General features: G+C 42.6%; 28 protein-coding genes. 12 read left to right on the top strand and 16 right to left on the bottom strand.

The features are described from left to right. The first annotated feature begins 6 nt into the window (after positions 1 to 6). The 3 genes from IEY48_RS07650 to IEY48_RS07640 all read left to right on the top strand — a co-directional run bounded on the left by IEY48_RS07650 (position 7) and on the right by IEY48_RS07640 (position 3586). Positions 7 to 2001 carry a fumarate reductase flavoprotein subunit gene (locus IEY48_RS07650; protein ID WP_188918938.1) on the top strand — a complete coding sequence of 665 codons (1995 nt, stop codon included), beginning with the start codon at positions 7 to 9 and terminating at the stop codon, positions 1999 to 2001. Then, on the top strand, positions 1998 to 2738 hold the full coding sequence (locus tag IEY48_RS07645) for a fumarate reductase iron-sulfur subunit (RefSeq protein ID WP_188918936.1): 741 nt from the start codon (positions 1998 to 2000) through the stop codon (positions 2736 to 2738). The genes IEY48_RS07650 and IEY48_RS07645 overlap by 4 nt, the downstream gene beginning before the upstream one ends. Before the next feature lie 146 nt (positions 2739 to 2884). After that, a complete protein-coding gene (locus tag IEY48_RS07640) occupies positions 2885 to 3586 on the top strand; it encodes a hypothetical protein (RefSeq protein ID WP_188918934.1) in 702 nt (233 codons plus the stop codon). A gap of 108 nt (positions 3587 to 3694) precedes the next feature. On the opposite strand, the gene rho is transcribed toward IEY48_RS07640, so the two are convergent. Together rho and trxA are read right to left on the bottom strand one after the other, a co-directional pair. Further along, positions 3695 to 4960, bottom strand: coding sequence for a transcription termination factor Rho (gene rho, locus IEY48_RS07635; protein ID WP_188918932.1), 1266 nt, complete (start codon positions 4958 to 4960; stop codon positions 3695 to 3697). Between the two features lie 222 nt (positions 4961 to 5182). Continuing rightward, positions 5183 to 5509, bottom strand: coding sequence for a thioredoxin TrxA (gene trxA / locus IEY48_RS07630; RefSeq protein ID WP_188918930.1), 327 nt, complete (start codon positions 5507 to 5509; stop codon positions 5183 to 5185). 153 nt (positions 5510 to 5662) lie between these two features. Between trxA and rhlB the strand changes: the two genes are divergently transcribed. Both rhlB and IEY48_RS07620 read left to right on the top strand, forming a co-directional pair. Next, positions 5663 to 6970, top strand: a complete 1308-nt coding sequence (gene rhlB, locus IEY48_RS07625; protein WP_188918928.1) for an ATP-dependent RNA helicase RhlB — start codon at positions 5663 to 5665, stop codon at positions 6968 to 6970. Continuing rightward, positions 6971 to 7918, top strand: coding sequence for a Ppx/GppA phosphatase family protein (locus IEY48_RS07620; protein ID WP_188918926.1), 948 nt, complete (start codon positions 6971 to 6973; stop codon positions 7916 to 7918). A 79-nt stretch (positions 7919 to 7997) separates the two neighbouring features. Here the strand turns inward: IEY48_RS07620 and IEY48_RS07615 are convergent, their stop codons facing one another. The 13 genes from IEY48_RS07615 to rraA form a co-directional block, all read right to left on the bottom strand. Then, a complete protein-coding gene (locus tag IEY48_RS07615) occupies positions 7998 to 8549 on the bottom strand; it encodes a thioredoxin family protein (protein WP_188918924.1) in 552 nt (183 codons plus the stop codon). A 428-nt stretch (positions 8550 to 8977) separates the two neighbouring features. After that, positions 8978 to 9988, bottom strand: a complete 1011-nt coding sequence (gene hemB, locus IEY48_RS07610) for a porphobilinogen synthase (protein WP_188918922.1) — start codon at positions 9986 to 9988, stop codon at positions 8978 to 8980. Positions 9989 to 10002: 14 nt separating this feature from the next. Then, positions 10003 to 11922 carry a sensor domain-containing diguanylate cyclase gene (locus tag IEY48_RS07605; protein ID WP_188918920.1) on the bottom strand — a complete coding sequence of 640 codons (1920 nt, stop codon included), beginning with the start codon at positions 11920 to 11922 and terminating at the stop codon, positions 10003 to 10005. Then, on the bottom strand, positions 11922 to 12737 hold the full coding sequence (locus tag IEY48_RS07600; RefSeq protein ID WP_188918918.1) for a TatD family hydrolase: 816 nt from the start codon (positions 12735 to 12737) through the stop codon (positions 11922 to 11924). Before IEY48_RS07600 ends, IEY48_RS07605 begins: the two co-directional genes overlap by 1 nt. Before the next feature lie 19 nt (positions 12738 to 12756). Then, positions 12757 to 13317, bottom strand: a complete 561-nt coding sequence (locus IEY48_RS07595) for a hypothetical protein (RefSeq protein WP_188918916.1) — start codon at positions 13315 to 13317, stop codon at positions 12757 to 12759. 104 nt (positions 13318 to 13421) lie between these two features. After that, on the bottom strand, positions 13422 to 14180 hold the full coding sequence (gene tatC, locus IEY48_RS07590) for a twin-arginine translocase subunit TatC (RefSeq protein ID WP_188918914.1): 759 nt from the start codon (positions 14178 to 14180) through the stop codon (positions 13422 to 13424). A gap of 3 nt (positions 14181 to 14183) precedes the next feature. Next, a complete protein-coding gene (tatB, locus tag IEY48_RS07585; protein ID WP_188918912.1) occupies positions 14184 to 14597 on the bottom strand; it encodes a Sec-independent protein translocase protein TatB in 414 nt (137 codons plus the stop codon). A 6-nt stretch (positions 14598 to 14603) separates the two neighbouring features. Continuing rightward, complete coding sequence (tatA, locus tag IEY48_RS07580) at positions 14604 to 14849, bottom strand: Sec-independent protein translocase subunit TatA (RefSeq protein ID WP_188918910.1); 246 nt, start codon at positions 14847 to 14849, stop codon at positions 14604 to 14606. Between the two features lie 110 nt (positions 14850 to 14959). Next, on the bottom strand, positions 14960 to 16609 hold the full coding sequence (gene ubiB / locus IEY48_RS07575) for a ubiquinone biosynthesis regulatory protein kinase UbiB (RefSeq protein ID WP_188918908.1): 1650 nt from the start codon (positions 16607 to 16609) through the stop codon (positions 14960 to 14962). After that, positions 16606 to 17226 (bottom strand): ubiquinone biosynthesis accessory factor UbiJ, encoded by a 621-nt coding sequence (locus IEY48_RS07570; protein WP_188918906.1) that lies wholly within the window; start codon positions 17224 to 17226, stop codon positions 16606 to 16608. The genes ubiB and IEY48_RS07570 overlap by 4 nt, the downstream gene beginning before the upstream one ends. After that, positions 17226 to 17981: a bifunctional demethylmenaquinone methyltransferase/2-methoxy-6-polyprenyl-1,4-benzoquinol methylase UbiE gene (ubiE, locus tag IEY48_RS07565; protein WP_188918904.1), complete on the bottom strand. Its 756-nt coding sequence runs from the start codon at positions 17979 to 17981 to the stop codon at positions 17226 to 17228. The genes IEY48_RS07570 and ubiE overlap by 1 nt, the downstream gene beginning before the upstream one ends. 270 nt (positions 17982 to 18251) lie before the next feature. Then, positions 18252 to 19280 carry a formimidoylglutamase gene (locus IEY48_RS07560; RefSeq protein ID WP_188918902.1) on the bottom strand — a complete coding sequence of 343 codons (1029 nt, stop codon included), beginning with the start codon at positions 19278 to 19280 and terminating at the stop codon, positions 18252 to 18254. A gap of 110 nt (positions 19281 to 19390) precedes the next feature. Next, entirely contained in the window at positions 19391 to 19876 is a 486-nt protein-coding gene (rraA, locus tag IEY48_RS07555) for a ribonuclease E activity regulator RraA (protein ID WP_188918900.1), read from the bottom strand. Between the two features lie 383 nt (positions 19877 to 20259). Between rraA and IEY48_RS07550 the strand changes: the two genes are divergently transcribed. The 3 genes from IEY48_RS07550 to IEY48_RS07540 all read left to right on the top strand — a co-directional run bounded on the left by IEY48_RS07550 (position 20260) and on the right by IEY48_RS07540 (position 22398). After that, entirely contained in the window at positions 20260 to 20508 is a 249-nt protein-coding gene (locus tag IEY48_RS07550) for a YgjV family protein (protein WP_188918898.1), read from the top strand. Positions 20509 to 20765: 257 nt separating this feature from the next. Continuing rightward, entirely contained in the window at positions 20766 to 21281 is a 516-nt protein-coding gene (locus IEY48_RS07545; RefSeq protein ID WP_188918896.1) for a phosphatase PAP2 family protein, read from the top strand. 67 nt (positions 21282 to 21348) lie between these two features. Continuing rightward, a complete protein-coding gene (locus IEY48_RS07540) occupies positions 21349 to 22398 on the top strand; it encodes an MJ1255/VC2487 family glycosyltransferase (RefSeq protein ID WP_188918894.1) in 1050 nt (349 codons plus the stop codon). Between the two features lie 88 nt (positions 22399 to 22486). Here IEY48_RS07540 and rsd read toward each other — a convergent pair whose 3' ends face one another. Then, a complete protein-coding gene (rsd, locus tag IEY48_RS07535) occupies positions 22487 to 22954 on the bottom strand; it encodes a sigma D regulator (protein ID WP_188918892.1) in 468 nt (155 codons plus the stop codon). Between the two features lie 453 nt (positions 22955 to 23407). Between rsd and hemE the strand changes: the two genes are divergently transcribed. From hemE to IEY48_RS07515, 4 genes are all read left to right on the top strand, one after another. Continuing rightward, on the top strand, positions 23408 to 24472 hold the full coding sequence (hemE, locus tag IEY48_RS07530; protein ID WP_188918890.1) for a uroporphyrinogen decarboxylase: 1065 nt from the start codon (positions 23408 to 23410) through the stop codon (positions 24470 to 24472). 521 nt (positions 24473 to 24993) lie between these two features. Further along, positions 24994 to 25194, top strand: coding sequence for a YgaP family membrane protein (locus IEY48_RS07525; protein WP_308424891.1), 201 nt, complete (start codon positions 24994 to 24996; stop codon positions 25192 to 25194). 111 nt (positions 25195 to 25305) lie between these two features. Further along, positions 25306 to 25908 carry a class I SAM-dependent methyltransferase gene (locus IEY48_RS07520; protein WP_188918887.1) on the top strand — a complete coding sequence of 201 codons (603 nt, stop codon included), beginning with the start codon at positions 25306 to 25308 and terminating at the stop codon, positions 25906 to 25908. A gap of 186 nt (positions 25909 to 26094) precedes the next feature. Beyond that, entirely contained in the window at positions 26095 to 26526 is a 432-nt protein-coding gene (locus IEY48_RS07515; RefSeq protein WP_188918885.1) for an energy transducer TonB, read from the top strand. Positions 26527 to 26613 lie beyond the last annotated feature (87 nt).

The following is a 26613-nucleotide window of genomic DNA, read 5'->3' as shown; positions in this document are numbered from 1 at the left end:
TATGTTGTGAAAATTATTTATACCGATTCCTTAGTTGTCGGGGCTGGTTTGGCTGGCCTTAGGGTCGCGATCGCGTCTAAAGAGCGTGGGCTTGATACCATAGTACTGTCACTTATTCCGGCTAAACGCTCTCATTCTGTTGCCGCGCAAGGCGGTATGCAGGCCAGTTTAGCTAATACCGTAAAAGGAATGGGCGACAATGAAGATGTGCATTTTCAAGATACAGTTAAAGGGTCTGACTGGGGCTGCGATCAGCAAGTTGCCCGAATGTTTACCCATTGCGCGCCTAAAGCCGTACGCGAATTAGCCCATTGGGGCGTGCCGTGGAGCCGAGTGAGCCAAGGTGATCGCGAGGTTATTGTTAATGCGCAAAAAGTGACCTTAACCGAGGCAAAAGAAGCCCATGGCTTAATTAACGCTCGTGATTTTGGTGGTACTCAAAAGTGGCGTACTTGTTATACCGCCGATGGTACAGGGCATTCATTATTATACGCTGTCGATAACCGTGCGATCTCAATGGGCATTCCAGTTCATGAGCGCATGGAAGCACTGAAAATTATCCACGATGGCGAACGTTGTCACGGGGTGATTGCTCGCTGCTTAATTACTGGTGAAATACGTGCATATGTGGCTAAGTCGACCACCATTGCAACCGGCGGTTACGGCCGTATTTATGAAGTGTCGACCAATGCGATTATTTGTGAAGGCATTGGCCAGGCATTAGCACTAGAAACTGGTGTTGCCACACTGGGTAATATGGAAGCGGTACAGTTTCACCCAACGGCCATTGTGCCTGTAGGGATTTTAACCACAGAAGGGTGTCGTGGTGACGGCGGCGTATTACGTGACAAAGATGGTCACCGCTTTATGCCTGACTACGAACCCGATAAAAAAGAGCTCGCCTCGCGCGATGTTGTATCGCGACGAATGACCGAGCACATGCGCAAAGGTAAAGGTGTCGATAGCCCTTATGGGCCACATTTATGGTTAGACATCACCTTGCTTGGCAAGAAACACATCGATACCAATTTGCGCGAAGTCAAAGAGATCTGTCAGCACTTTTTAGGCATTGACCCTGTGACAGATTGGATCCCTGTGAGACCAACACAACATTATTCAATGGGCGGCATTCGCACAAAAGCTAATGGTGAAAGCCCGCAGTTATCAGGGCTGTTTAGTGTCGGTGAAGCGGCGTGTTGGGATATGCATGGTTTTAATCGTTTAGGCGGTAATTCGTTAGCTGAAGCCGTAGTGGGCGGGATGATCATTGGTCAATATGTGGCAGATTTTTGCCAACAAGCAACCTTAACCATTGATACCAAATTAATTGAGCAGTTTGGTCAGCAAATAGACAGTGAAATTACTGAGTTGATTGACGGTGATGGCACCGAAAAAGCAATGACAATCAAGCAAGAAATGCTGCGAATTATGATGGATTACGTCGGTATTTTCCGTAATGGCACTCAGCTCGATCAAGCCGTTAATGAGTTAAGTGAACTGCTTAAGCGTTCACGTAATATTGGCTTAACCTGTAAAAAGCGTCACGCTAACCCTGAGTTAGTCGACGCGTTAAGAGTCAAGCGCATGTTAAAGGTGGCGTTAACCGTAGCCAGCGGTGCTAGAGCTCGTACAGAAAGTCGCGGAGCGCATTCGCGTGAAGATTATCCTGAACGAAATGACCGTGATTGGCTTAATCGTACACTCAGCTCGTGGCCTGATGAAAACGCATTAGAGCCTACACTAAGCTATGAACCAATTGATGTGCTGTCTATGGAGTTACCACCAGGATACCGAGGTTATGGTACTAACAATGCCATTGCTCATCCTGATACCGTGATACGCCAGCAGCAAATTGAGCAAATATTGGCAGACTTAGATAACCCAAGCGATCGCGTGGCAAGACAAGCGGCTATTATGCCTTTTGCGTTACCCGATGATTTTATGCCAGCCAACCAAAGGTTGTTTGATAACGTCGATGTTAAAGGAGATACCGCCAAATGAGTCAAGCCCGTCAATTGACGTTTTCAATATTTCGTTATGATCCACAAGACCCTAACGATAAACCACAAATGGTTAATTATTATATTACCGAAACCCCAGGCATGACGGTATTTATAGCATTAAATAAAATACGCGAGACGCAAGATCCATCGCTGCAATTTGATTTTGTCTGCCGAGCAGGAATTTGTGGCAGTTGTGCCATGGTCATTAATGGTAAACCAACGTTAGCGTGTCGAACGCTTACCGCTAACTTCCCAAGTGCTGAAATGAGTTTAATGCCATTACCGGGATTTGAGTTGATTGGTGATCTATCTGTTAACACCGGTAAGTTTATGCGTGAATTAGCTGAACGTTTGCAGTTGTGGTTACAACCCAACGATACTGACATGGACATTCATCGTATTGAAGCGCCTATGGCGCCAGAAGAAGCGGCCAAACTTTATGAGCTTGAGCGCTGCGTAGAATGTGGTGTGTGTGTATCGGCGTGTGCCACTAAGCAAATGCGTGACACCTTTGTTGGCGCGGTAGGCTTAATGAAAATTGCCCGCTTTGAACTCGACAGTCGCGACAGTCGCACCAGTGATGATTTTTATCATGTGATTGGTAATCAAGATGGGGTATTTGGTTGCATGACGTTATTAGGTTGCCAAGATGCATGCCCTAAAGATTTACCGCATATGCAGCAAATAGCGTATCTTCGTCGCAAAATGAGCATTAGTGTCACTAATATAATTTAACTGATTATATTCTAAACAGCCGCTTACTGCGTGAATGATCGCAGTAAGCGGCTGTTTTGTTTTTAATGGATTATGCAGTATTGTTAACGTGTAGATTTTTTCTACAGTGATTCGCGATAGAAAGCGATTTAAAAAGGAGTTTAACAATGCAAACTCAATTTACTGTTCAAATTGGCTCATTTCATAAAATCAATAAAATCCCCAACGCCTGGTCAAATGATGCTTATTTACAGCTTATGGCGCTCATGGGCCTTGATGATGGCTTAGAGGGTATGGATTCTGCCGAGCTACGAGAAATGTGCATGATGTCGCTCAATGATTTAGGCACGGTTGAAGCCGCAAAAATGGTACTGACTCATTTATTTTCAGGTGAAGTTACCGAAGGCAAAATTGACCAGCTTGCTAATGATATGGCCAGTGACAGACTGTGGGAAGAATACTCAGACTGCTTGTTTCATGAACGTTTCTTTAGTGCCTATGCGTTACTGCGCGAAGCATTTAACGGTGTGTTTGCTCAGCCTACCGGGGTTGAGTTTAGCGTTAATATTACCGCTGAAAATACCGATGATTTAACCATGTTCGATCAATCCTTACACCCCGCAATGGTGCGTTTATTGGCTGGTGGATTAAGCCCAGACGCCTTAATGCACCGTTTATATGAAGATCAAATAAGTGGTAATCAATTCCCAGAGGCAGAGGGGGTTTTATGGCAGCTTGAGTTAGTGTCTACGCAAGAGGGTACTCGGCAGTATCACATGGTTAGCTCAGAGTTTTGGTTTGGCCAATTTGCACAAGTTGAACAATTTGATGCAACAAGCCACCCTGATGTAGCAGATGAGGATGAGTAATACTCATTCTATTAATGAAATCGTGAACGCATGTGAAACAGATAAATAAAAATGCCGCTAACCTAGGTTAGCGGCATTTTTGAGTCTATTACTCGATAATCGACGGAATTAAGACTTAGCGCGTTTCATCGCAGTAAAGAATTCTTCATTGGTTTTGGTCATCGCCAATTTATCGATTAAGAATTCCATTGCAGCAACTTCGTCCATTGGGTGAAGGATTTTACGTAAAATCCACATCTTCTGAAGTTCATCTGGTGTCGTGAGTTTTTCTTCACGACGTGTACCAGAGCGGTTGAAATCAATCGCTGGGAAAACACGTTTTTCAGCAGCTTTACGAGAAAGGTGTAACTCTTGGTTACCAGTACCTTTAAATTCTTCGTAAATTACTTCATCCATTTTCGAGCCGGTATCAACCAACGCAGTTGCAATAATGGTTAAGCTGCCACCGTGTTCAATGTTACGCGCAGCACCAAAGAAACGCTTAGGGCGGTGCAGGGCGTTAGCATCAACACCACCGGTTAATACTTTACCAGACGATGGGATAACGGTGTTGTAAGCACGGGCTAAACGAGTGATAGAGTCTAACAAAATCACCACGTCTTTTTTGTGTTCAACTAAACGTTTGGCTTTTTCGATAACCATTTCGGCTACTTGCACGTGACGACTTGCAGGCTCATCGAAGGTAGAGGCAATCACTTCACCTTTTACAAGGCGTTGCATTTCGGTTACTTCTTCAGGGCGTTCGTCAATTAGCAATACCATTAACACCACATCAGGGTTGTTATAGGTAATGCTTTGCGCAATGTTTTGCAGTAATAAGGTTTTACCCGCTTTTGGCGGAGCAACAATCAAACCACGTTGACCTTTACCGATAGGCGAGCATAAATCAAGAATACGCGCGGTAATGTCTTCTGTTGAGCCGTTACCACGTTCCATACGCAAGCGTTCTTCAGCATGAAGTGGGGTTAAGTTTTCAAACAGGATTTTGTTGCGAGAACTTTCTGGTTTATCGAAGTTAACTTCGTTGACTTTTAACAGTGCAAAATATCTTTCGCCTTCTTTTGGCGGGCGGATTTTACCAAAAATGGTGTCACCGGTGCGCATGTTAAAGCGGCGAATTTGGCTTGGCGATACGTAGATATCATCAGGACCCGCAAGGTATGAGCCGTCTGAACTTCTTAAAAACCCGAATCCGTCTTGGAGGATTTCTAATACACCGCCACCGAAGATGTCTTCTCCGCTTTTAGCGTGAGCTTTTAAAATAGAGAAGATAATATCTTGCTTACGAGTACGAGCCATGTTTTCTAATTTCATGCTTTCAGCGAGAGAAACTAGATCCGAAATGGGCGTGTCTTTTAATTCTGTTAAATTCATGTATGGGAGTCTTGTGTTACGCGACGAAGCTTACCGCAATCAATCAGTAAGGTTGAAAAGAAATATATGATTGATAAACGAGAAGAGGTTATTTGAAAAAATCTGATGAATAAATTAGCACTATATGACTTGTCCGTCCAGAAATTTAGGCTAATTTTAATCTAAAAACGGCACAAATTGTATAAAACTTGTGCCGATTAACACTTTTAAGACAATTGATGCTTAGATTTTAGCGTCAATGAACTCTTTTAATTGTGTTTTAGATAGTGCGCCAACCTTAGTTGCCACTAGCTCGCCACCTTTAAACATAAGCAAGGTAGGAATACCACGTACGCCGTACTTAGCAGGAGACACGTTGTTTTGGTCAACGTTTAATTTAGCCACTGTCAACTTGCCTGCATACTCATCAGCAACGTCATTTAAGATTGGGGCAATCATTTTACAAGGACCACACCACTCAGCCCAGAAGTCTACTAAAATCGGTAAATCAGACTTTAATACGTCGTTTTCGAAGCTGTCATCGCTAAGGTATACAATTTTATCGCTCATGTTGTTCTCCAGATTTGGTTCCATTGCTAGTTTATTAATGGCTTACCATGTATATTGGGTCAGTTAAATAGCTTTTCAAGAGACCGTTTTAATAATGTAGCTATTTCAAACGATCGAATCTTTTTTTGCAACCCCTACAGGTATGCTTGTGCTATGAGCCAAACACATTTATCGACCCAAAAATTCGCCAACTTCCCTTTAAAGCCTGAAGTACTTGCGGCATTAAATGAAAACGGGTTTGAGTTTTGCACGCCAATTCAGGCGTTATCTTTACCTATTTTACTAAAAGCAAAAGACATTGCCGGACAAGCCCAAACCGGTACCGGTAAAACAATGGCCTTTTTAGTGGCCACATTTAACCATTTGCTTACCGTTGCAGCGCCAGAGGGCCGCAAAGCAACTGAACCCCGCGCAATTATCATGGCGCCAACTCGCGAGCTGGCGATCCAAATTGCCAAAGATGCTAATTTGCTCGCTAAACATACCGGCCTTAAAGTCGGTATTGTTTATGGTGGCGAAAGCTATGAAACCCAACGAGAAGTGCTCGACAAGGGTGTGGATATTTTAATTGGTACCACCGGACGTATTATTGATTACGTTCGCCAGGGTGTGATTAGTTTAAATCACATTCAAGCCGTGGTGCTTGATGAAGCCGATCGCATGTTTGATTTAGGCTTTATTAAAGACATTCGCTTTTTATTCCGCAGAATGCCTGATGCGCAGTCACGATTAAATATGCTGTTTTCTGCCACGCTTTCGATGAAAGTGCAGGAATTAGCTTATGATCACATGAATGACCCTGAAAAAGTTGAAATCGCGCCGTTAGAAAAAACCTCTAAAAACATTAAAGAGGAAATTTTCTACCCGTCGATGGAAGACAAGATGCGCTTACTGCTTTCGCTAATCGAAGAAGATTGGCCAGATAAAGCCATTGTGTTTTCGAACACAAAACATAGCTGTGAAAAGTTATGGTCTTATTTAGAAGGTGATGGACATCGTGTTGGGTTGTTAACGGGCGATGTACCGCAAAAGAAACGTATCCGTATTCTAGAGCAGTTTACGACAGGTGATTTAGATATTTTAGTGGCAACCGACGTTGCTGCACGTGGGTTACATATCTCTGATGTGTCACACGTATATAACTACGATTTACCTGATGACTGTGAAGATTACGTGCATCGTATTGGCCGTACAGGTCGTGCGGGTAAAACGGGGGTGTCGGTGAGTTTTGCATGTGAAGAATATGCACTTAACTTACCCGCAATTGAAACCTATATTGCCCATTCGATTCCTGTGTCTAATTATGATCAAGCTGCTTTGTTAGATGATATTCCACCACCAGTGCGTATCCATCGTAAGCACCCAACATCACGTACCCGTGATGGCGGTGCAAATAAAGGCGCACATCGTAGTGGTGGCAATAGCCGTCCACCGCGCCACAGGACTCGTAGACCACAATAAATGCCAGTGTCGAACGTATTTCAGTCTTATGCGGCGATAACTTTAGGCTCTAACAGTTTTAATATGTTAGTTGCTCAAACCGTAGGTAATAAACCTACGGTTATCGCCAAATATAAACGTAAAGTGCGCCTTGCTGAAGGTATTGGTGACGATGGTAATTTGTCTGAAGACGTTATGCTGCGTGGTTTAGATTGTTTAGCCATGTTTGCATCAATGCTTGAGCAGCACCATGTCGCTATCGATAACGTCGCCGTATTTGCAACGGCGACATTACGCGTTATCAATAATGCCGATGAGTTTCATCGTCGTGCATTGCCCATCTTGCAACACCCTATCGAAGTGATTTCAGGTCTGCGTGAAGCAGAGTTGATTTATCAAGGTATGGTTGCCACTACACAAGGTGATGGTCGCCGTTTAGTGATTGATATTGGTGGTGCCAGTACCGAGTTTATTATTGGTGATGGCAGCAAAGTGTTGTTTAAAACCAGTGTGCCGATGGGCTGCGTGTTATTTAATCAACGCTTTTTTAATCAGTATCCATTACAAAATATTGATTTTGAGCAAGCCATTGATTACGTCAATGTCATGCTAAGTGAACATCGCGAGCAATTGCTGTCGTTGGGGTGGCAGGCTGTGCTTGGTGCTTCAGGTGCCGTGCAATCGGTGGTGTCAGTGCTACAACACAGACAATGCTCAGCGATTATCACCCAACAGATCTTATTGGCTTTTAAGGCAGAGATTCTGGCGCAAAGTGATGCGAGTTTAGCTGGCATTAACGGCCTTGATGCTGAACAAGCACCTACATTTGCTGCCGGTGTTGCGATACTGACAGCATTGTTTGAAAGCTTGTCTATCAGCAGTTTGCATCTTGCTGGTGGAGCACTGCGCGAAGGCGTATTGCAACTATTGGCCGATCGCATTGCTGCTAAGCAACTTGATAATGAATGACTTGGGCATTTTGAACATAAAAATAGGTCGCCATGGCGACCTATTTTTATGGTTTATTAAACGCGTATGCTAAAGATATTTATTTTAATATTTCAACTAGATCAGCTTCTAAGGTGACTTTTGGGCGTTCAACAATACGGCCTAATTCATTACCATTTTGCTTAACGATAAAGGTTGGAATGCGGCTAAATGCATACTTAGCGGCTAACCCTTCAGGGTCTTGTTTGCTGCGGTCAACACCAATGTATTCAACTTGAATATTAGGGTTGGCAGCAGCTTCAAGTACGCGCATAAAGTGTGGGGTTTCACGATGGCAATCTGGGCACCAGGTACCAATAATAACGGTGATTTGCGTTGGCTCATCAATGGCTTTAAGTGTTGCTACTGCTTGCGCATCAACTTGATAACTTGCAAAGCCATCGGCGTAGCCGGGTAATGTTGTTGTTAAAGTTTGTGGTTCAATGACGCCAGTTAAAATCACTTCTTGTTTCTCCTCGCTGCATGTCGCAATAAAGCCCTGCTGATCTTCTTCAAACGCGCAACCTGAATTTGCGGATACTGTCGTTGGTAATAATTGCGTGCCAAAAAAGAGTACGGTGGTGGCTAATAATGTTTTAACGTGATTGTGCATTATCATGTCTCGTTTAAGTAGTGAATACTGTTATAAAACATTCAAACACGCTGAATCAATACTGTTAAGTGGCTATAGGCCACTATGTTGGATTGATCACTATTTTAGTTAGTTAAAATTAAACTAAGTTATACCTATTCTAATATTTGCTTAATCATTCTACGGGAGTTCTTCGCACTCTAGGCAAGTTAAACCGGTGTAGTTGTTTTTGATTAGAGTTTCTGCGTAACTCTGTTTTCTGCCTCTGATCATTATGGATGACGGATACGCCTTATTTTTATGGAATAAAGAGACCATATAGGTGTACGTCAAAACATTTTAACAACATAAAGGAAAAGAAACCTAACCTTGCGAGTCATATTAAAATATAAAATAAAAAGCCAATCATAAACTGATTGGCTTTTTAATGACTGAATGAGTGATATTAATTAATCTTGCTCTTTTAGCCATTGCGCAGCACGTTTGGCAAAGTAAGTTAAGATGCCGTCTGCTCCAGCACGTTTAAAGCACAGTAATGACTCCATCACAATGGCTTTTTCAGCTAGCCAGCCATTTTGAATCGCGGCCATGTGCATGGCGTATTCACCACTGACTTGATAAGCAAACGTTGGCACGGCAAGTTCAGTTTTCACTCGGCGGACGATATCTAAATAAGGCATACCCGGTTTCACCATCACCATGTCTGCCCCTTCTTGAATATCCAGTGCCACTTCGTGTAATGCTTCATCGCTGTTGCCTGGGTCCATTTGATAGCTATGTTTGTTGCCACCTTTTAAGTTGCCTGCAGAGCCGACTGCATCACGGAAAGGCCCATAATAGCTTGAAGAGTATTTAGCTGAGTACGCCATGATTTGGGTGTTAACAAAGCCATTTTCTTCTAATGCTTGGCGAATCGCGCCAATACGGCCGTCCATCATATCTGAAGGTGCAACAATATCTGCACCGGCTTCAGCATGAGATAGGGCCTGTTTAACTAATATTTCTGTGGTGATGTCATTAAGGATGTAACCCGTGTCATCAATAATGCCGTCTTGACCGTGTGTCGTAAACGGGTCTAATGCCACATCTGTCATCACACCTAATTGCGGGAAGGCTTGTTTTAGTTCACGTACTGCACGTTGTACTAAGCCATCTGGGTTATAAGACTCTTCAGCCATTAAGCTTTTTTTATCAACAGGTGTCACTGGGAATAGAGCAATCAGTGGGATCCCTAACTCAACGAGCTCAGCCGCTTCTTTTAATAACAAGTCGATAGAGTAGCGTTCAACACCAGGCATAGAGGCGACTTTTTCTGTGCGCTGAAAGCCTTCTAATACAAACATTGGGTAAATAAGATCGTTCGCCGTTAGCGTGTTTTCAGACATTAAGCGACGGCTAAAATCATGTTTACGCATGCGGCGCATTCTGCGCTGAGGAAAGGCACTAGTAATAATATTCAATTTCGACTCCTGGATTAAATCTGGTCTGCTTTGAGGGTGTAATAACACACTTTGTTTCGGCCGCTGCGTTTTGCTTGATACAGGGCTTTATCTGCTTGCTCGAGTAATAACATAGGGTGCTCATCGCTGTCGATAATATCTGCACTCACACCAATACTGACCGTTAACGGTATATGATTATCGTTATGTACTATTTTAGATTCGCTAATTGCTTGGCGGATCTGTTCGGCAACTTGTTGGGCACCTTCAGCTTCGGTACTTGGCAGGATGATAGCAAACTCTTCACCACCAAAACGTGACACGAGATCGGTTGGGCGCTTTAAATATTCATTGAGCATTTGGGCAATTATTTTAATGGTGTAGTCACCCGTTAGATGGCCAAATTTGTCATTAATATCTTTAAATTTGTCGATATCTATCATTAAAAGTGCCATTGATGTTTGCTGACGGCGGCTAATGCGGCCTTCTGCAACGAGGCGACGGTCAAAGGCACTGCGATTTTTAACGCCAGTAAGGCTATCAATGGTATTTTGTTCAGTTAGCTTTTGATTCGCTTCGTTAAGCTCTCTTAGGGTGATCTCTAACTCTAGCGTGCGCTCCTGAACCATTTGCTCGAGCTTTTCACTGTTTTCAGACTCAGCAATTAATGCTTCTTCGCGAGCTTCTTTAATTCGTCGGGCTTGTTCCAGTGCTTGCTGCTGAATTTTAAACTTGGCTTTACGTTCGTCGTTATAACGGAGCGCCAGCACCCCAGCCATAATGATCACCTCGAATGTAAGCCCTATCATGGTGGGGAAATGCGGCGCAATATCAATATTTAACAGGCCAAGATACATTAAGCCAGTCATGATGCAACCCACCAGTAAAGCCACTCTGCCTATGGCGTATAATGTTGCATTTCGCTGGCCGACAAATGCCTGGATCAGTGAAAATGTCACTAAAATGGTACTCACGGTTAATACAACAAACACCAAGATATAAATCGCTGAACTGTAGGGCATAAGCGGCATTACAACCGCAAGTGAAAATGCCATAAATGCCATTACCCGGCAAATACGCAACATTTTGAGATTGTGGTACTTAAGCTGTAACACTTTTTCGGTAAACATTAAGGAAAACCCTAATGTTAATGGAATCACAAAGGTAAAAATTAATTGCTGCATGATGGGCCAGTTAGGCCATAAATAGCGAAATGCGACGCCATGTATGCTGGCGGTGAGTAGGGTTAGCCCCAGCACGTAGCCGCTGTAATAACTGTAACTGAATGACAATGACGCAAAGGCGATAAATAAACTGAATATACTAATGGCAACCAATAATCCAATTTGCAAACCAATGAATAAGTTTTTTGTTTCAGTTAATTGGGTTAAATCATTTGATGACCATAACACCATAGGCGTATTTACGCTGCCGAGGCTGTCTATTTTGATATAAAACTTGTGAGTATCGCCGGGTTGTAAATCAATCGGATATAAAAATATATTACTTTGCATGGGACGAAGACTAAAGGGTAATGTGTCCCCCATTTTTTTCGCGTCAACTAACTCACCATTAATAAAATGATAAATCACAATGCTGTCGAGCAATGGATTATCTAATGCAATGATCCGCGATAAGTAATCGTCTGGATTATAAATACTGAATGTCAGCCAGTAATTACTGAGTCCCATTTTATGAGGCTGATTAGCCGGGAGCTTTTTCCAGGTGTGTTCGGGTTGTTCTAATAATTTGCTGAGTAGGCTTATGTCGCTAGTTTTATTGATATAAACCCAGTCTCTTAAGTCAATTTTAGTAATCGAATCTGAGGTCAGTCTTAACGGTACCGTTTGTAATGAGTCTGCCCAACTGAGTTGACTTAACACTAACAAACATAAGCCCAATATCAGGGCTAAGCTGTTTTTTAATGATAAACCTACACCGTAAAGCCTATTCATTAATCGTCAACCATCAATGGTAGGATGTTTAAACCAAAAAACTCACAGCTATTGCGGTAGCAATGTTGCGCCAGTTCATCGGGTGTTTGTTGGCGTAAGGCTGCCATGCACTCAACAATATAAGGTAAATATTGAGGTAGGTTTTTACTCGACTTAGGTTTAGGGCGCATGCTGCGAGGCAATAAATAAGGACTGTCAGTTTCAGCCATTATGCGATTGTTAGGGATTAATGGCACTAGCTTTGCGAGTTCTTGTCCACGGCGTTCATCGCAAATCCAGCCTGTTATACCAATATATAAATCGGCATTTAAACAGGCTTCAAGTTCATCTTTAGTGCCGGTAAAGCAATGTAATAAGCCTTTAGGTAATGCGCTGCGATATTCATTCACAATGGCAATAAAGTCTTGATGGGCATCGCGGCAATGCATTAACACCGGCATATTGAGCTCACAAGCTAGCGCTAATTGTTCTGCAAACGCTTGTCGTTGAGCAGGCCTAGGTGAAAAGTCTCGATTATAGTCTAGGCCGCACTCACCAATGGCAACTACACTGGGTTGTGCAGCAAGCTGTTTAAGTGTTTGGCGGCTTTGAGCGTGCCAAGTTGATGCTTGGTGAGGGTGAACACCTGCTGTGCTGAACAGCTGCTGGGGATATTGTTGGCAAACAGCGCTGGCTTCAGCGCTTTCATCTAAATCGCTACCAATAACAATCAGCGGCGAAACATGCTGTTTTGCCGCATCATCAATGATCGAATCTATGTCGTGCTTTAACCTTTCGCTGAGTAGGTTAACCGCGATATCGATGTGTTGAGTCATAAGAATAAAATGGCTTAGGCTATTTTAAACGTTTAACTCGGGTAGTGGCATTACGCTCATCACTGCCCATTAAAAATGAATTAAGCGCGCCAGTTTCAATATAAATATCATGGCCTTTTTTCACTTTGTAACGTTCAGCGTTAGTTTGTTTCCACACTTGACCGTTATCCAAGGTCACAATGAGTGCGCCACCTGGGGCTTTTGATACATCGGCAACAGTAAAGTACAGACGACCGACTTCATCTTCGATGACTCTTTTCTGTAATCCAAAATCATTGACGCTTAGTTCGGGTGATGCGGCGGTAGCAGGCACTGCAATTGCGGCTGGCTTGACTGGTTGAGGTGGAGCACTGGCGATAACGGGTGCAGCAGGCTTATTAGCGGTAACTGCAACTGTTGGTGCTTTGGCTACGGCAGGAAGACTTGTATTAGCGCTTGCGGCGAGTTGGTCATAACAGATTAAACGTTCAAGTTTGTCTGTTTTTTGAGCACAAAAAGACAATTGTTCGCCAAGTTGAGTATTGGCCTGTGCATTAACTGATATCAATAAGATACCAGTCGCAATTAAACATAAGCGCATTGTTATTCCTTATTATTATTTAGGGCAGTGGAACGTTTCAGTTTACTTTTTGTTGCAACGTTCAAAAGGCCTAGCAAAAAAATGGCCAATTAAGGCCATTTTTATTAGCTATCTGCGTGCTCATTCTCTGGCACGTCATCTTCTTCATCTTCTTTTTTACTGTAAAAACGCGCAGCTATCAAGCCACCTTCAAACAATAACAGCATTGGTACTGCTAGCATAGTCTGAGAAATAATATCGGGAGGTGTTAACATCATGCCGATCACAAAGGCACCCACCACGATGTAAGGGCGTTTCGCCCGCAATTCATCAGGGGTTGTTACGCCAGCCCAGCATAATAGAACAACGGCTACCGGTATTTCAAAAGCCAAACCAAAAGCAAAAAAGAGCTTTAAAATAAAACTTAAGTAACTACTGATGTCTGTTGCAACTTGTACACCCTCGGGGGCGACACTGGTAAAAAAACCAAATACAACAGGAAATACAATGTAGTAGGCAAACGCGATACCTAAATAAAACAACAATGTGCTACTGGTTAATAATGGCACGACCAAGCGTTTTTCATGCTTGTATAACCCTGGGGCTACAAATGACCATATTTGGTAGAGCACATAAGGGATAGCAATAAAAAATGCTAACACCAGTGTCAGTTTAAAAGGGGCAAAAAACGGCGCGGCTACGTCGGTTGCAATCATGCTGCCAGTTTCAGGTAGCGATCGCATCAAAGGCAGTGCAATGTAGTGATAAATATCGTTTGCCCAATACACAATAGCAATGAATACAAGTAATACACTGCCAATTGCTTTTAGCAGTTTATTGCGTAATTCAAGTAAATGGCTGATAAGCGGTTGCTGTTGCGACATGAATTATCCGTTAGATTTAGGAGGTGAACTGTTCTCAGTCGTTTTTTCGGCTGGTTGCTCCACTGTCGTGCTCGATGTCGATGCTGTCTCGGTGGTTGGCGTTTTAGGTGAATCGTCTTCAACTTTATAAGGTCGATTAACTGATTCAGCTGCTTGCTTTAACTGATCAATCGACTCTTTTAACTCAGGCGATAAATTAGCTAAACCTTTGCTTTCCGCTTTTTTTAAGTCAGCATGTAACTGCTCGATTTTAAGTTCTTGCTCGAGTTCATCTTTGACAGAGTTAGCCATGCGCTTGAGGGCGCGTATCCAACCTGTTACCGAACGTACCGCCACTGGTAATCTTTCGGGGCCGAGAACAACTAGCCCCAAAATACCAATCAGCAGCAGCTCCATAAAGCCGATACCGTCAAACATAATAAATTACGCCTGTTTATCTTTAGATTCAGGTTGCTTTTCAGCTGCCTGTTGCGAAGTCGCTGCAGTCTGTTCTTGTTCTGGCTCTTTGTCTTCTAGTGATTTCTTTTCTTCTTCAGGTGACATGGCATTTTTGAAGCCTTTTACTGCTCCACCCAAATCACCGCCTAAAGAACGAAGTTTTTTAGTACCAAATAATAAAATGACAATTAACGCAACAATTAGAAGCTGCCAAATACTGATGCCGCCCATGAAGATTATCCTCTTTCAATAAATAATGGTTTATGCAAAATGTGATGTTAAAAGGTTACAATATCATCCAATTCTTTAAGTATTATGAACCTCTAATGAATTAGTGCTAGCTAAAATTTACGATTCTTTGGTCTAGATCTCCATCCGATTGCCCAAATCAACACACCAGCGCCAATACAAGTATATGCAGGCCATAGTGTAGCTGTTTGTGAAATTAAAATTGTGCCGCAGATCAACAATACCGCAGAGGTGATCAGTAGATAATTACTTTTGTGTGATTTCTGTTGGTAGCGCAAGTACTTATCTAACATTTGCTGTTGGGTACCAAGCAGCTTACGGCCTACTTTTAAGTTGTCGTAAATAAGCTCTGGAAACTCTGGCAGTTTGTCTGCCCAAAATGGCGCGTTAGATTTTACTTTACTGAACATGGCTTTAGGGCCAACTTGCTCTGACATCCATTGTTCAAGGAAAGGTTTTGCTGTTTGCCATAAATCTAATTGCGGATAGAGCTGACGACCTAATCCTTCGATGTAAAGGAGGGTTTTTTCAAGCAATACCAGTTGTGGCTGCACTACAATGTCAAAGTGGCGTGCGGTGCGAAATAGTTCTAGCAATACATGGCCAAATGAAATCTCGTCTAATGGTTTATTAAACATGGGTTCACATACCACTTTTACTGCCTGTTCAAAGGCGATAATATCGGTGTGCTCAGACACCCAACCTGATTCAATATACAGTTGGGCAATTCGGTGATAGTCGCGATTAAAAAAGGCTAAAAAGTTTTCTGCGAGGTTGCGTTTGTCGACCTCGGTTAAGGTCCCCATAATGCCACAGTCTAAACCGATATAAAACGGGTCGTCTGGGTGTTCTCGGCTAATAAAAATGTTACCGGGATGCATGTCAGCATGGAAAAAGTTATCACGAAATACCTGGGTAAAAAATAGTTCTACGCCTCGTTCTGCAAGCAATTTAAAGTTGGTGCCTTGGGCGCGCAGCGCTTCGGTGTCTGATACTGGAATACCGTAAATGCGCTCCATGACCATTAAGCGTTCATAGCTGTGTTCTTCATAGACAAAAGGCACATAAAGCGCATTTGAGTCGATAAAGTTATTGCGTAATTTAATGGCGTTCAGTGCTTCAAGTTTTAAGTTAAGCTCACCTAAAATCGTGGTTTGGTAATCTTCAATCACTTCCGCTGGGCGTAAACGGTTACCCTCACCGAGTATGGTTTCAAGCAAGTTTGCCGTTTGAGTCATTAATTGTAAATCGGCGAGTATTTGCTGTTCTACATTAGGGCGCAGCACTTTAAGCACTACGTCTTTACCGTTAGATTTTAATACTGCGGTATGTACTTGTGAGATAGACGCTGACGCTAATGGGCTGTCGTCAAAGTCATCAAAATAGGTGTCGATAGGAGCGCCAAGTTCGGCTTCTATAGCCTCACGCGCAAGGGCTGAATCAAACGGCGGTACTCTGTCTTGCAACATGGCAAGTTGATACGCCCATTCGTCGTCGAGTAAATCACGGCGAGTTGACAGCATTTGGCCGAGTTTAATGTAAACCGGCCCTAGATCTTGCATGGCAAGTTTTAAGCGTTCAGCGGGAGATTTACGTTTATGCTTATTGCGGATCCAAAATAGGCTGTTACGTAAAATGACAAAATACCAAGGCTTTTTGTGTCGAGGAATGAGGTCATCTAAGCCAAAGTGCAGAATGGTTTTAATGACATGGTAACCACGCCTGATACTTGCAAATGTCATTGAATTATTTGTTCTCTTAATTTAGCTATTTTGGCTTCTATTTGTTCGGTTTGGCTTACGAGCTCTTCTAGATTATCACGAAAATGAATGATCTCAATTTTGTGCGGTGCCAGTCGGTACTCTTCGGTGGTTAACTGACTCACGTGTGCCCGTGATTTAAGCATCACTTGTTTAATCTCTTGGCCTAGTTGCTTAGCGCCTGTGATTAACTTGTGGGTTGGGGCATCGCCGAGATAACGTGATAAGGGTTCGGCAAAGTCGAAATGAATATGTTGTAGATAATGACTCAGTGTTTGCAGTAGCTGAATATCACCCTCTAAGCTGAGTTTATCTTGTTTGATCAACTCAGTTAAATTGGCGCCTTCGGTTAACTGATACAAAGTCGATGCATCGGCATTCACCGTAACCGCAACATTTCCTTCGTAATGGCTCATCACTTGTATTTGTTTGGCAAACACTAGGTATATGGGCCAACTGAGCTGACTTAACTGGATGCAAATCACTTTGCCATGCAATGATTTCTGCCTGGCATAATCATCTTTAGCTTGTGGCGGTAATCGATTAAAACCGGTTTCGATTGCCGCACAAACTAATAAAGCAAACTGATTGACGGCCATTAAAACTTATAACCTTTGTGTAAAGCCACAACGCCATCGGTCATATTGGTGTAATCAACCTGTTCAAAACCGGCATCTACCATCATTTGCTTTAAGGTTTCTTGATCAGGGTGCATACGAATTGACTCGGCTAGGTATTCGTAGCTATCGGCATCTTTAGTGATAAGCTCGCCCATTTTTGGCAATACTTTAAAGCTATACATGTCGTATACTTTACGCATAATTTCATGCTTAGGTGTTGAAAATTCAAGTACCAACAGCTTGCCACCTGGCTTTAAAACACGCTGCATTGAGCGAAGCGCAGCATCTTTATCGGTAACATTACGTAAGCCAAATGCAATGGTAATGATGTCGAAGTGATTATCAGGAAACGGTAATGCTTCAGCGTTTGCTTGTACATAACTGACGTTATTAACAATGCCTTTGTCGCGCAGTTTAGTGCGACCCACTTTAAGCATAGAATCATTGATGTCAGCTAATACCACTTGGCCACGGTCACCGACTAAATGTGAAAACTTAGCCGTTAAGTCGCCGGTGCCACCGGCTAAATCTAGCACTTTCATCCCTGGGCGTGCAGCCGCAGTTTCGATAGTGTGGCGCTTCCAAAAGCGGTGAATACCGAAAGACATCACGTCATTCATAATGTCGTATTTAGCGGCCACAGAGTGAAACACATCGGCAACTAAGTCCGCTTTTTTATCTGCTTCAACAGTTTTATATCCAAAATGCGTGTTCTTTGGGTCGCCCTCAGACATCGGTATATTCCTATAATGTGCGATTATTCATTGCGAGTGTTAGTAAGTGCGAGTGTAAGTCATTGCGAATGATTGCTGAAACACTGTGGTGCTAGAGTGTGACAACAATCAATTAGTTGTCTTGTCTGCACGCAATGGGTAATTCACATCATCTTGAACGCTACAATGAACTCGCGTCGATTAACCCTGATAAAAATGACCATCAAAGGCTAAAAAATTGCACTGCATTAGAGCATAAAATTAGCCTTTAATGAATAGCTTCAGCTGATTCTAATTCAGCCGAGTTAATCGTCCCTGAATATAAGCATAAATTAACTCACTCAGCCCTTGGCCTACGTCACGATAACCCGCTGCCGCACCAGCGTGATGACATGACGGGGCAGCTTCGGCAAAGTGCACGTAACTGCACGAGCAATGTTTGGCAATATAATGCACATATTGGCAGGCATCGAGAAGCGGAATACCGGCAAATGTGGCCGCGCTACTGGGCATATTGGCTATGGCGTCAACGTCGAGCTCTAAGGCAACCGGTAATTGAGTTTGATTTAATCCTGCTGCAATGTGCTTTAATGCGGCGTCGAGCTGCAATTCTCTGCGCACCCAAATTTGTTGAAAACTGTGCCATGTAGCACCAAATAAACTCAGTTGCTCTAAAGTCGATTCGCTATTTTTAAGCTCGTGTAGCCCTAAGATATGGTAATGGTCCAATGCACCATTGGCCGCTGCGTAGCTAAAGCCATTGCCACTGTGACGACCTTCACGGGGCCTAAAATCGCTATGCGGATCTAAATTAACCGCGGCAACGGGTAAGCCTGTGTAGGCTTTAATCGCCATTAATAAGCCGTATGCATTATTGTGACCTCCGCCAATGACGATGGGTTCTAATCCGGCTGTAAACAATTGGGTAGCGGCGTCAATTACAAGTTGATCAAGTTCGGCAGTGGTCTGGCGAAGGCTTTCAACGCTGGCGGTTGAGTCTGGTTGTGTGGTTAAACTTATTTGGCCGAGAATGGCACATTGGTTACCGTGTAAAAAACGATTCGATTGTAAATTTAAAAATTGAGCCATGCAGGCATGTAAGGTTTCACTTGCGCCACCCCGGCCTAGGTTTGCCCGTGGGCCAATATCTTCTGCAATGGCTATGATGCCAAATCGTGCGCCGGCATTGGCTGCAAACTGGGCATTTTCCGCCAAAGTCTTTTGTGGGTTAGCCAATAAGACTTGCTGGCCCAATTTGGTTTCATTGGCTCTGATGCTCGATAAAGCATCACAATGTTGTTGGGTAAACGCAGTAAACATTGGTGTACCTCACATTGGCTGAATACTGACATAAAAAAACCAGCATAGCTGGTTTTTAGAAATCGTGTCGCCCTAGATTATGTCAGGGCACTGTCGTTGAGTCTTAGCTATTATTCAATATCTAATGGTTCAGGTGACAAAATTACGCCGGTATTGTCTGCGTAAATATGATCGCCTGGTAAGAAGGTCACGCCGCCAAAGTTAACCGGAATTTCAACTTCGCCAACGCCATTGCCTTCAGCGCCAACAGGAATAGATGCAATAGCTTGAATCCCAATGTCGAGCTCCTCAAGGGTGTCGACATCGCGAACCGAACCATAAACAATAATACCTTCCCAGTTGTTTGCAACGGCAAGTTCAGCAATTTTGGCGTCAACTAAGGCGCGTCTTAATGAACCGCCGCCATCAACTAACAGAACTTTACCTTCACCGTCTTCTTCTAAAGCATCCGCAATCAGGCCGTAGTCTTCAAAGCATTTAATGGTACTGATTGAGCCACCAAAGGAGCTGCAACCACCATAGTTACTGAACATAGGTTCGACGACATCAACTACATCTATATACATGTCGCAGAGTTCTGAGGTGTTGTATTCCATATTTAACTCCTGTTGGGCAGCAAGGGTAAATTGCTGGGTAAAGCAAAGATAAATGAATTATATGAGCTTTTTGTGAAAATAAAAGCCTTATCAATCACCAGATTGCTGTAAATCAACTTATTGCTAAAACAGGTTAATTTAGTCGATTGGCCTAAATACAGAACAAGGATCAAATTTGGAAGTAATTTTCTTTCAAATTGAACGTTTTAGTCGATATATGTTGATTTAGGTCATTCTAATACGTTTTTTAATTACAACTTTGAATTTCATTTTGTTAACATAACCCCCAGATTTTAATGTTAGTTTACAATTAATACTAGCTTTAGGGGCATGGATCCCCCGTTACGCTTACGGAAGGTAGAGGGCCTGAAATAGAGGTTCTTATGGAAAATATCAATTTTATTGAAGTCTTAGGTTATGCAGCATCGGTTATGGTTGCTATTTCTTTGATGATGAAAGACATCATTTTACTAAGATGTTTAAATTTTCTTGGTTGTTCTTTCTTTGTTGCTTACGGGTATTCAATCGATGCATGGCCTGTTGCTGGAATGAACGCATTTGTTGCTTGTATCAATATTTATCACCTAGTGAAAATTTATCGCGGCAGATCATTACAAGCACAAACAGCTTAAATCGCATTTAGCACTTTTAGCGCGGTAAAACGTGTGAGCTAAGTCGAGTACAAAACCTCTCAAGCTTATGTTTGAGAGGTTTTTTGTTTTATAGGCTCAGGTATTTATACCCTATCTCTATTCATTCTTTCATTGTCATAAAACTGTAGACTCACTGTCACCTCGCGTTCATTCCTTCTCTTTATTATTTAGCTTGTTAACAAATAGATAACCTTGCTCGGGTTGAAGATGTCCCAGCGTTTGGCATGGAGTCAAGCATGAAGATGAGTATCAGTGAATTAGATAAATATTGGTTTTATTGGATAGTGCAATTTAGTCGTGACAACCAGTTAAGCTCTGCAGCTAAGCGCGTGTCGGCAACGGGTGATGGCCACTACTATGTCTATTTGTCTGTCGCGTTACTTTTTAGTCATCCTCATGGGCAAACATTTTTCAATTTAATTTTGGGCAGCTTTATTGTCGAGTTTCCATTGTATTTACTGCTTAAAAATTGCATTCGTCGTCATCGTCCATGTCATGCATTAGCTGGCTTTGACTCAGGTTTTCAACCCTCTGATAAGTTTAGTTTACCCTCAGGGCATACCGCAGGCGCTTTTGTGTTTGCTAGCGTGGTGAATGTCGTCTTTCCGTCATTGGCGCCCATTGCCTTTGCTTGGGCCTGTTTTGTGGGCTCATCTCGTATCGCGCTTGGTGTGCATTATCCCTTAGATATTATGGCGGGTGCGGGATTAGGCATGGGGTCCGTCATGCTGGTTGAGCAACTAATGCTGTAACTTCTCTTTCAATAATCATTGTTTAACACGCCCTAGTCATTCAGCCTTTTTAGGAAATAAAGCCAATATGAAAATTTTGTACGGGGTCCAAGGTACCGGTAATGGCCATATTAGCCGTGCACGGGTGATGGCTAAAGCATTAGGGCAACACGACATTGACGTCGATTTTGTTTTTTCAGGGAGAGTGCCTGAGCAATATTTTGATATGCAATGTTTTGGGGATTACCAGACACGAAAAGGCATGACTTTTATCACCGAGAATGGCCGCGTGAATGTTGCTAAAACGGCAAAACAAAATCTAATGGCGAATATATTTTCAGAAATTAAACAATTGGATTTAACGGGTTATGATCTTGTGCTCAACGACTTTGAGCCGGTTAGTGCTTGGGCTGCGCGCCAACAAAGCGTGCCATCGATTGCCATTAGTCATCAAGCGGCATTGCAATACCCGGTACCTAAACAGGGCACAAACTGGTTCAATGAGTTACTACTTAATCGTTTTGCCCCAGTTGATGTCGCCCTCGGTTGCCACTGGCATCATTTTGGCTTTCCTATTTTACCGCCTTTTGTCGAAGTGTCGGCCAGTTGCGGTGATCATAGTCATCAAATATTAGTGTATCTGCCATTTGAAGACGCTGATCGGATTGCAGAGTTTTTAGCGCCATTCACTCAATATCAATTTTTTGTTTATCACAGTACTAAGCCGCTAAAAGCCATTGGTGACCATATACACTGGCATGGTTTCAATCGTGAAAGCTTTAAACAGCATATGTCGCAATGCGGTGGTGTGATAGGTAATGCCGGATTTGAACTCGCCAGTGAAGCAATGACCCTAGGTAAAAAGCTACTGGTTAAACCGTTATTAGGCCAATTTGAGCAGCTGGCAAATGTAGCTGCGTTGCAATTACTGGCAGCGGCAGAGAGTATGGAACAGTTAGATTCAGCCATATTAACACGCTGGTTAAAGACACCTTCACCCAAACCTATTGCTTATCCGCAAGTGGGCGACGCATTGGTGGATTGGTTAAAAAAGGGCGACTGGCATCAGCCTGAGCGCTTATGCCAAGAATTATGGTCGCAGGTTGAGTTACCTGAAAATTGGCATAAAAGGCAATAAACTCTTTGATAAACGAGAGTGAAATTATATGCAGAAAACAAAAAAGTGCGACTATTCGCACTTTTATTAGTTGTGCCGTTCACATGCGTTACGAATGGCGGTTATGCAGTACTTCTAATAACTGATCTTCTAACTCAAAACGGGCTTCCATTGCCTGTGCTAATAAAGATAAATCGCTATCAAGTTGATACAAAATCTCTTCGTCGGCGGCTTCAGTATATTTGTCGTTAAAGTCGAGAGCAGCATCGGTGCTTTCGCTTATTTGCGGTAACAATGCTTTGGCGGTATCGATACTGGATTCGCCGAATTTTTCACAAGCTTTAACGACGTTATTGTAAACCTCAAAGTGGCCTTCAGAAACATAGTCGACTAATTGATCGCAAAAGTCTTTCACTTGCTCTAGGGTTGGCAGTGATTTTTCAGCTCGCGAATAAGGTGCAAGACCCGCCACAATGAAATATTGAATCAATAATTTTCGGCGGTGATTAAGCCACTGATCGACTAACTTATTGGCGCCGCCCCAGCGTTTCTCTGCTTTTTCTAATTTTGTTAGCATGTGTTTTCTCTAATCAGCAACCTTTCTATAACACCTAATGTATTGGACAAAGTGTATTGTGATCAACTGTTTTATTTATATTTTCAGGACCAACCAGCTAAGGGCGGTAAAATAGAGGGCAGGAAATAAAACACAATAAAAAACCCCGTGAAGGCAAAGCCATCACGGGGTAACGAAGTTTTCAAAGGCTCGATTTATCGGGCTTCTTGATTGTTCTTGCTAGCGCACACTTTTTATACCAAACGACTTACCGCGACGCAACTTTTAATCTGTTAATTTGCGATTTACTCATCAGTCCAGTGTATTTTGTGAGCAATAAAGCGGATATGTTAAAAAAATAACCATTAGATTTAGGAATAGCTCACATAAATCTTGCTTGAGTGGTTACATTAATCGCGTAAGTGCTAAACTAGCGCCCAGCAGAAATCATAACAGTCTAGGAAGAAAGCCCACATGGCAGAATTAAAAAATGATCGTTATTTACGTGCGTTGTTAAAGCAGCCTGTTGATGTCACTCCAGTATGGATGATGCGTCAAGCAGGCCGTTATTTACCTGAATACAAAGCAACTCGAGCTCAGGCTGGCGACTTTATGTCTTTATGTCGCAATGCTGAACTGGCTTGCGAAGTGACGCTACAGCCTTTACGTCGTTATGATTTAGATGCTGCGATTTTATTCTCAGATATTTTGACAGTACCTGATGCAATGGGTCTTGGTCTGTACTTTGAAGCGGGTGAAGGTCCACGTTTTGAACGTCCAACAGATACGATTGATGCCATCAAAAAACTTAGCATCCCAGATCCAGAAGACGAGTTAGGTTACGTCATGCATGCAGTGAGCACCATTCGCCGTGAACTTAACGGCGCAGTACCATTAATTGGCTTTTCTGGTTCACCTTGGACGCTAGCCACTTATATGGTTGAAGGCGGTTCTAGCAAAACGTTTGAAAAAATTAAACGTATGGCTTACGCAGAACCAGCAGCATTACACATGTTATTAGACAAGTTAGCTGACTCAGTCGTGTTATACCTTAACGCTCAGGTGGCTAACGGCGCACAATCGTTAATGATTTTCGACTCATGGGGTGGCGCATTATCGCACCACGCTTACCGCGAATTCTCATTACGTTACATGCAAAAAATTGTTGATGGCTTAACCCGTTTTGCCGACGGCCGTAAAGTGCCAGTAACCTTATTTACTAAAGGTGGCGGTTTATGGTTAGAGTCTATGGCTGAAACCGGTTGTGATGCACTTGGCTTAGACTGGACTGTTGATATTGGTGATGCACGTCGTCGCGTAGGCGATAAAGTCGCACTTCAAGGCAACATGGATCCATCAATGTTGTATGCATCTCCTGAGCGTATCCATCAAGAAGTTGACCAAATTCTTGCAAGCTACGGTGAAGGTACCGGCCATGTATTTAACTTAGGCCATGGTATTCATCAGCATGTTGATCCTGAACATGCCGGTGCATTTATCAACTCTGTGCATGAGTTATCGGGTAAATACCACAAGTAATTATTGGTATTGGCTAATAAGAAAAGCGAATCTTCGGATTCGCTTTTTTTTTATAATGGCCGTTTTTTCTTTGCCTCTTTGTGCGCTCTTGCGAGTTGTATCCTGCATTATTCACCTCTACCTATTCGTTTTATATGAACCTTTTCCTTATACCATTCCGCGTTAGTAAGTGATCTCTCAGCGAGAATTTAAAAGGGCTTAAACAAGGCGAATGACTGAATGAATCGTTATTCTCTTTCGAAGTAATGCGTATTAAATCCACCGGCTAATATCGACATAGCATTCACGCTGAAAATGTGATTTTTAAAAGTTAATTTTTTGCTGTTTTTTTGCGTCATAAAGGCATATTGTTAATGGTATAGGTGAATAAAAAACACACAGATTTTAAAGGTGTTAACCAATCATTCAGCGCGAAAAACGCAAAATGCCTTTAGCGTTTAATTAGCAATAATGAATTCAATCTTTGAGGTTAGCGACTAAAGGTTTTGTTATTGGTTTTCATTTTGCCAACTCTGAAGTAAATGGAGGTTTATATGAAATGTAACATAGGTAAAATCGACCGGATGATAAGGATATTTCTTGGAGCATGTATCATTGCTGTTGGCTTTTATAATCAGTCTTGGTGGGGAATCGTTGGGATTATTCCCTTGTTTATCGCTGCGTTTGGCTGGTGCCCGGCATATGTGCCTTTTGGCATATCAACGTGCGAAACCAAGAAGTAAACCTAACACGTTAAATATTGCAGTGGGGGATGCCGTCAGAGGATAACTTTGTGCTTTGAATTTAGCCGTTGTTGAGGCTAGATGTTAATTAGCTTTAATGTAGGAGTGTTGATGTGGGATCAAAGATATAACGAAGCAGGCTTTGTATATGGCGTTGAGCCTAATGATTTTTTAAAGTCTGAGTGTTCTCGTATACCTAAAGGTGGTCGAGTATTGTGCTTAGCTGAAGGTGAAGGCCGAAATGCGGTGTTTTTAGCGAAGCAAGGCTACAAGGTTACCGCTGTCGATCAATCTGCCGTCGGCCTTAAAAAAGCACAAGCCCTTGCAGTAGAATGTGGTGTAGAGATAACAACCGTGGTTGCCGATTTAAGTCATTATGATTTAGGGCAAAATATTTGGGATGGTATCGTCTCAATCTCTGCACATGTTCCGCCTTCATTACGTAAAGATCTCCACCGCCAAGCGGTAAGCGCACTGAAAATTAACGGTGTGTTTATTTTAGAAGCCTTTACAGAACGTCATATTTATATGACGGGCATAGGCGGACCGCCTCCGTCGAGCAAAGAGTTATTTATGTCTTTGGAAGCATTAGAAGCCGAGCTAAAAGGGCTCGAATTTTTGATTGGCATTGAAGTCGAAAGGCACATCTCTGAAGGTAAATATCATCAGGGAGACAGTGCTGTAGTGCAACTTATTGGATGTAAAACGACTTAAATCAACCAAAGCTGTGGAGGCTAAAAATTCATACCTATATCTGCAAGATATAATGCCTTTGCTATATCCCCCTTCAAGAACAAGGTATTTTACATCTGGTTAACAATTACTTATAGTCTTATGCTGCTTAAATCAAGCAAGGTAATAACAGCATCAACTGTAATGAATAACACAATGGAGTGTAAAATGAGATTGTTAGTCTTGGCAGTACTATTAAGTGCAGTGGTTTTGTTTCCTAGTGAAGCTAAAAGAATGAATATTTACGGTGAAACCATCGTAACAGAGATTACTCCAGAAAGTGGTGCAATGTGGACTCGCGTTAACGATAAAGAGCCAATGTTTCCTATTGAACTAGCTAAGGCACGAATGGCTGGCTGTACAATATTGTCATTTGATGTTGTCGAATCTGGTAAAGCAGATAATATTCAAACAGTTATTTCAATACCTAATACTAAGATTAGTCAACACGCAACGAGTATTGTGAGTCAGTGGCAAACCGCTCAAACGCCAACCGCGAAAGAAAGCCATACTGTTCGTCTCGACTTTTGTTTAGGGCTAGAATCGCTAGAAAATACTCAGCAAGCTTGTGCAAAACAAATACAACTCCCCTGTGAGTAATGCTTATGGCTTGCAGCCAGTGTCAAGCCTCGCGGTTTGTTGCTGAAATAAGTAATCATATAAAATGAAATGAGTTTTTATCACTTA

It is taken from the genome of Shewanella saliphila, assembly GCF_014648295.1.
GTDB classification, from domain to species: Bacteria; Pseudomonadota; Gammaproteobacteria; order Enterobacterales; family Shewanellaceae; genus Shewanella; species Shewanella saliphila.
Note: the sequence above shows the minus strand (reverse complement) of the source record. Positions and strands in the feature narration are given on the sequence as shown.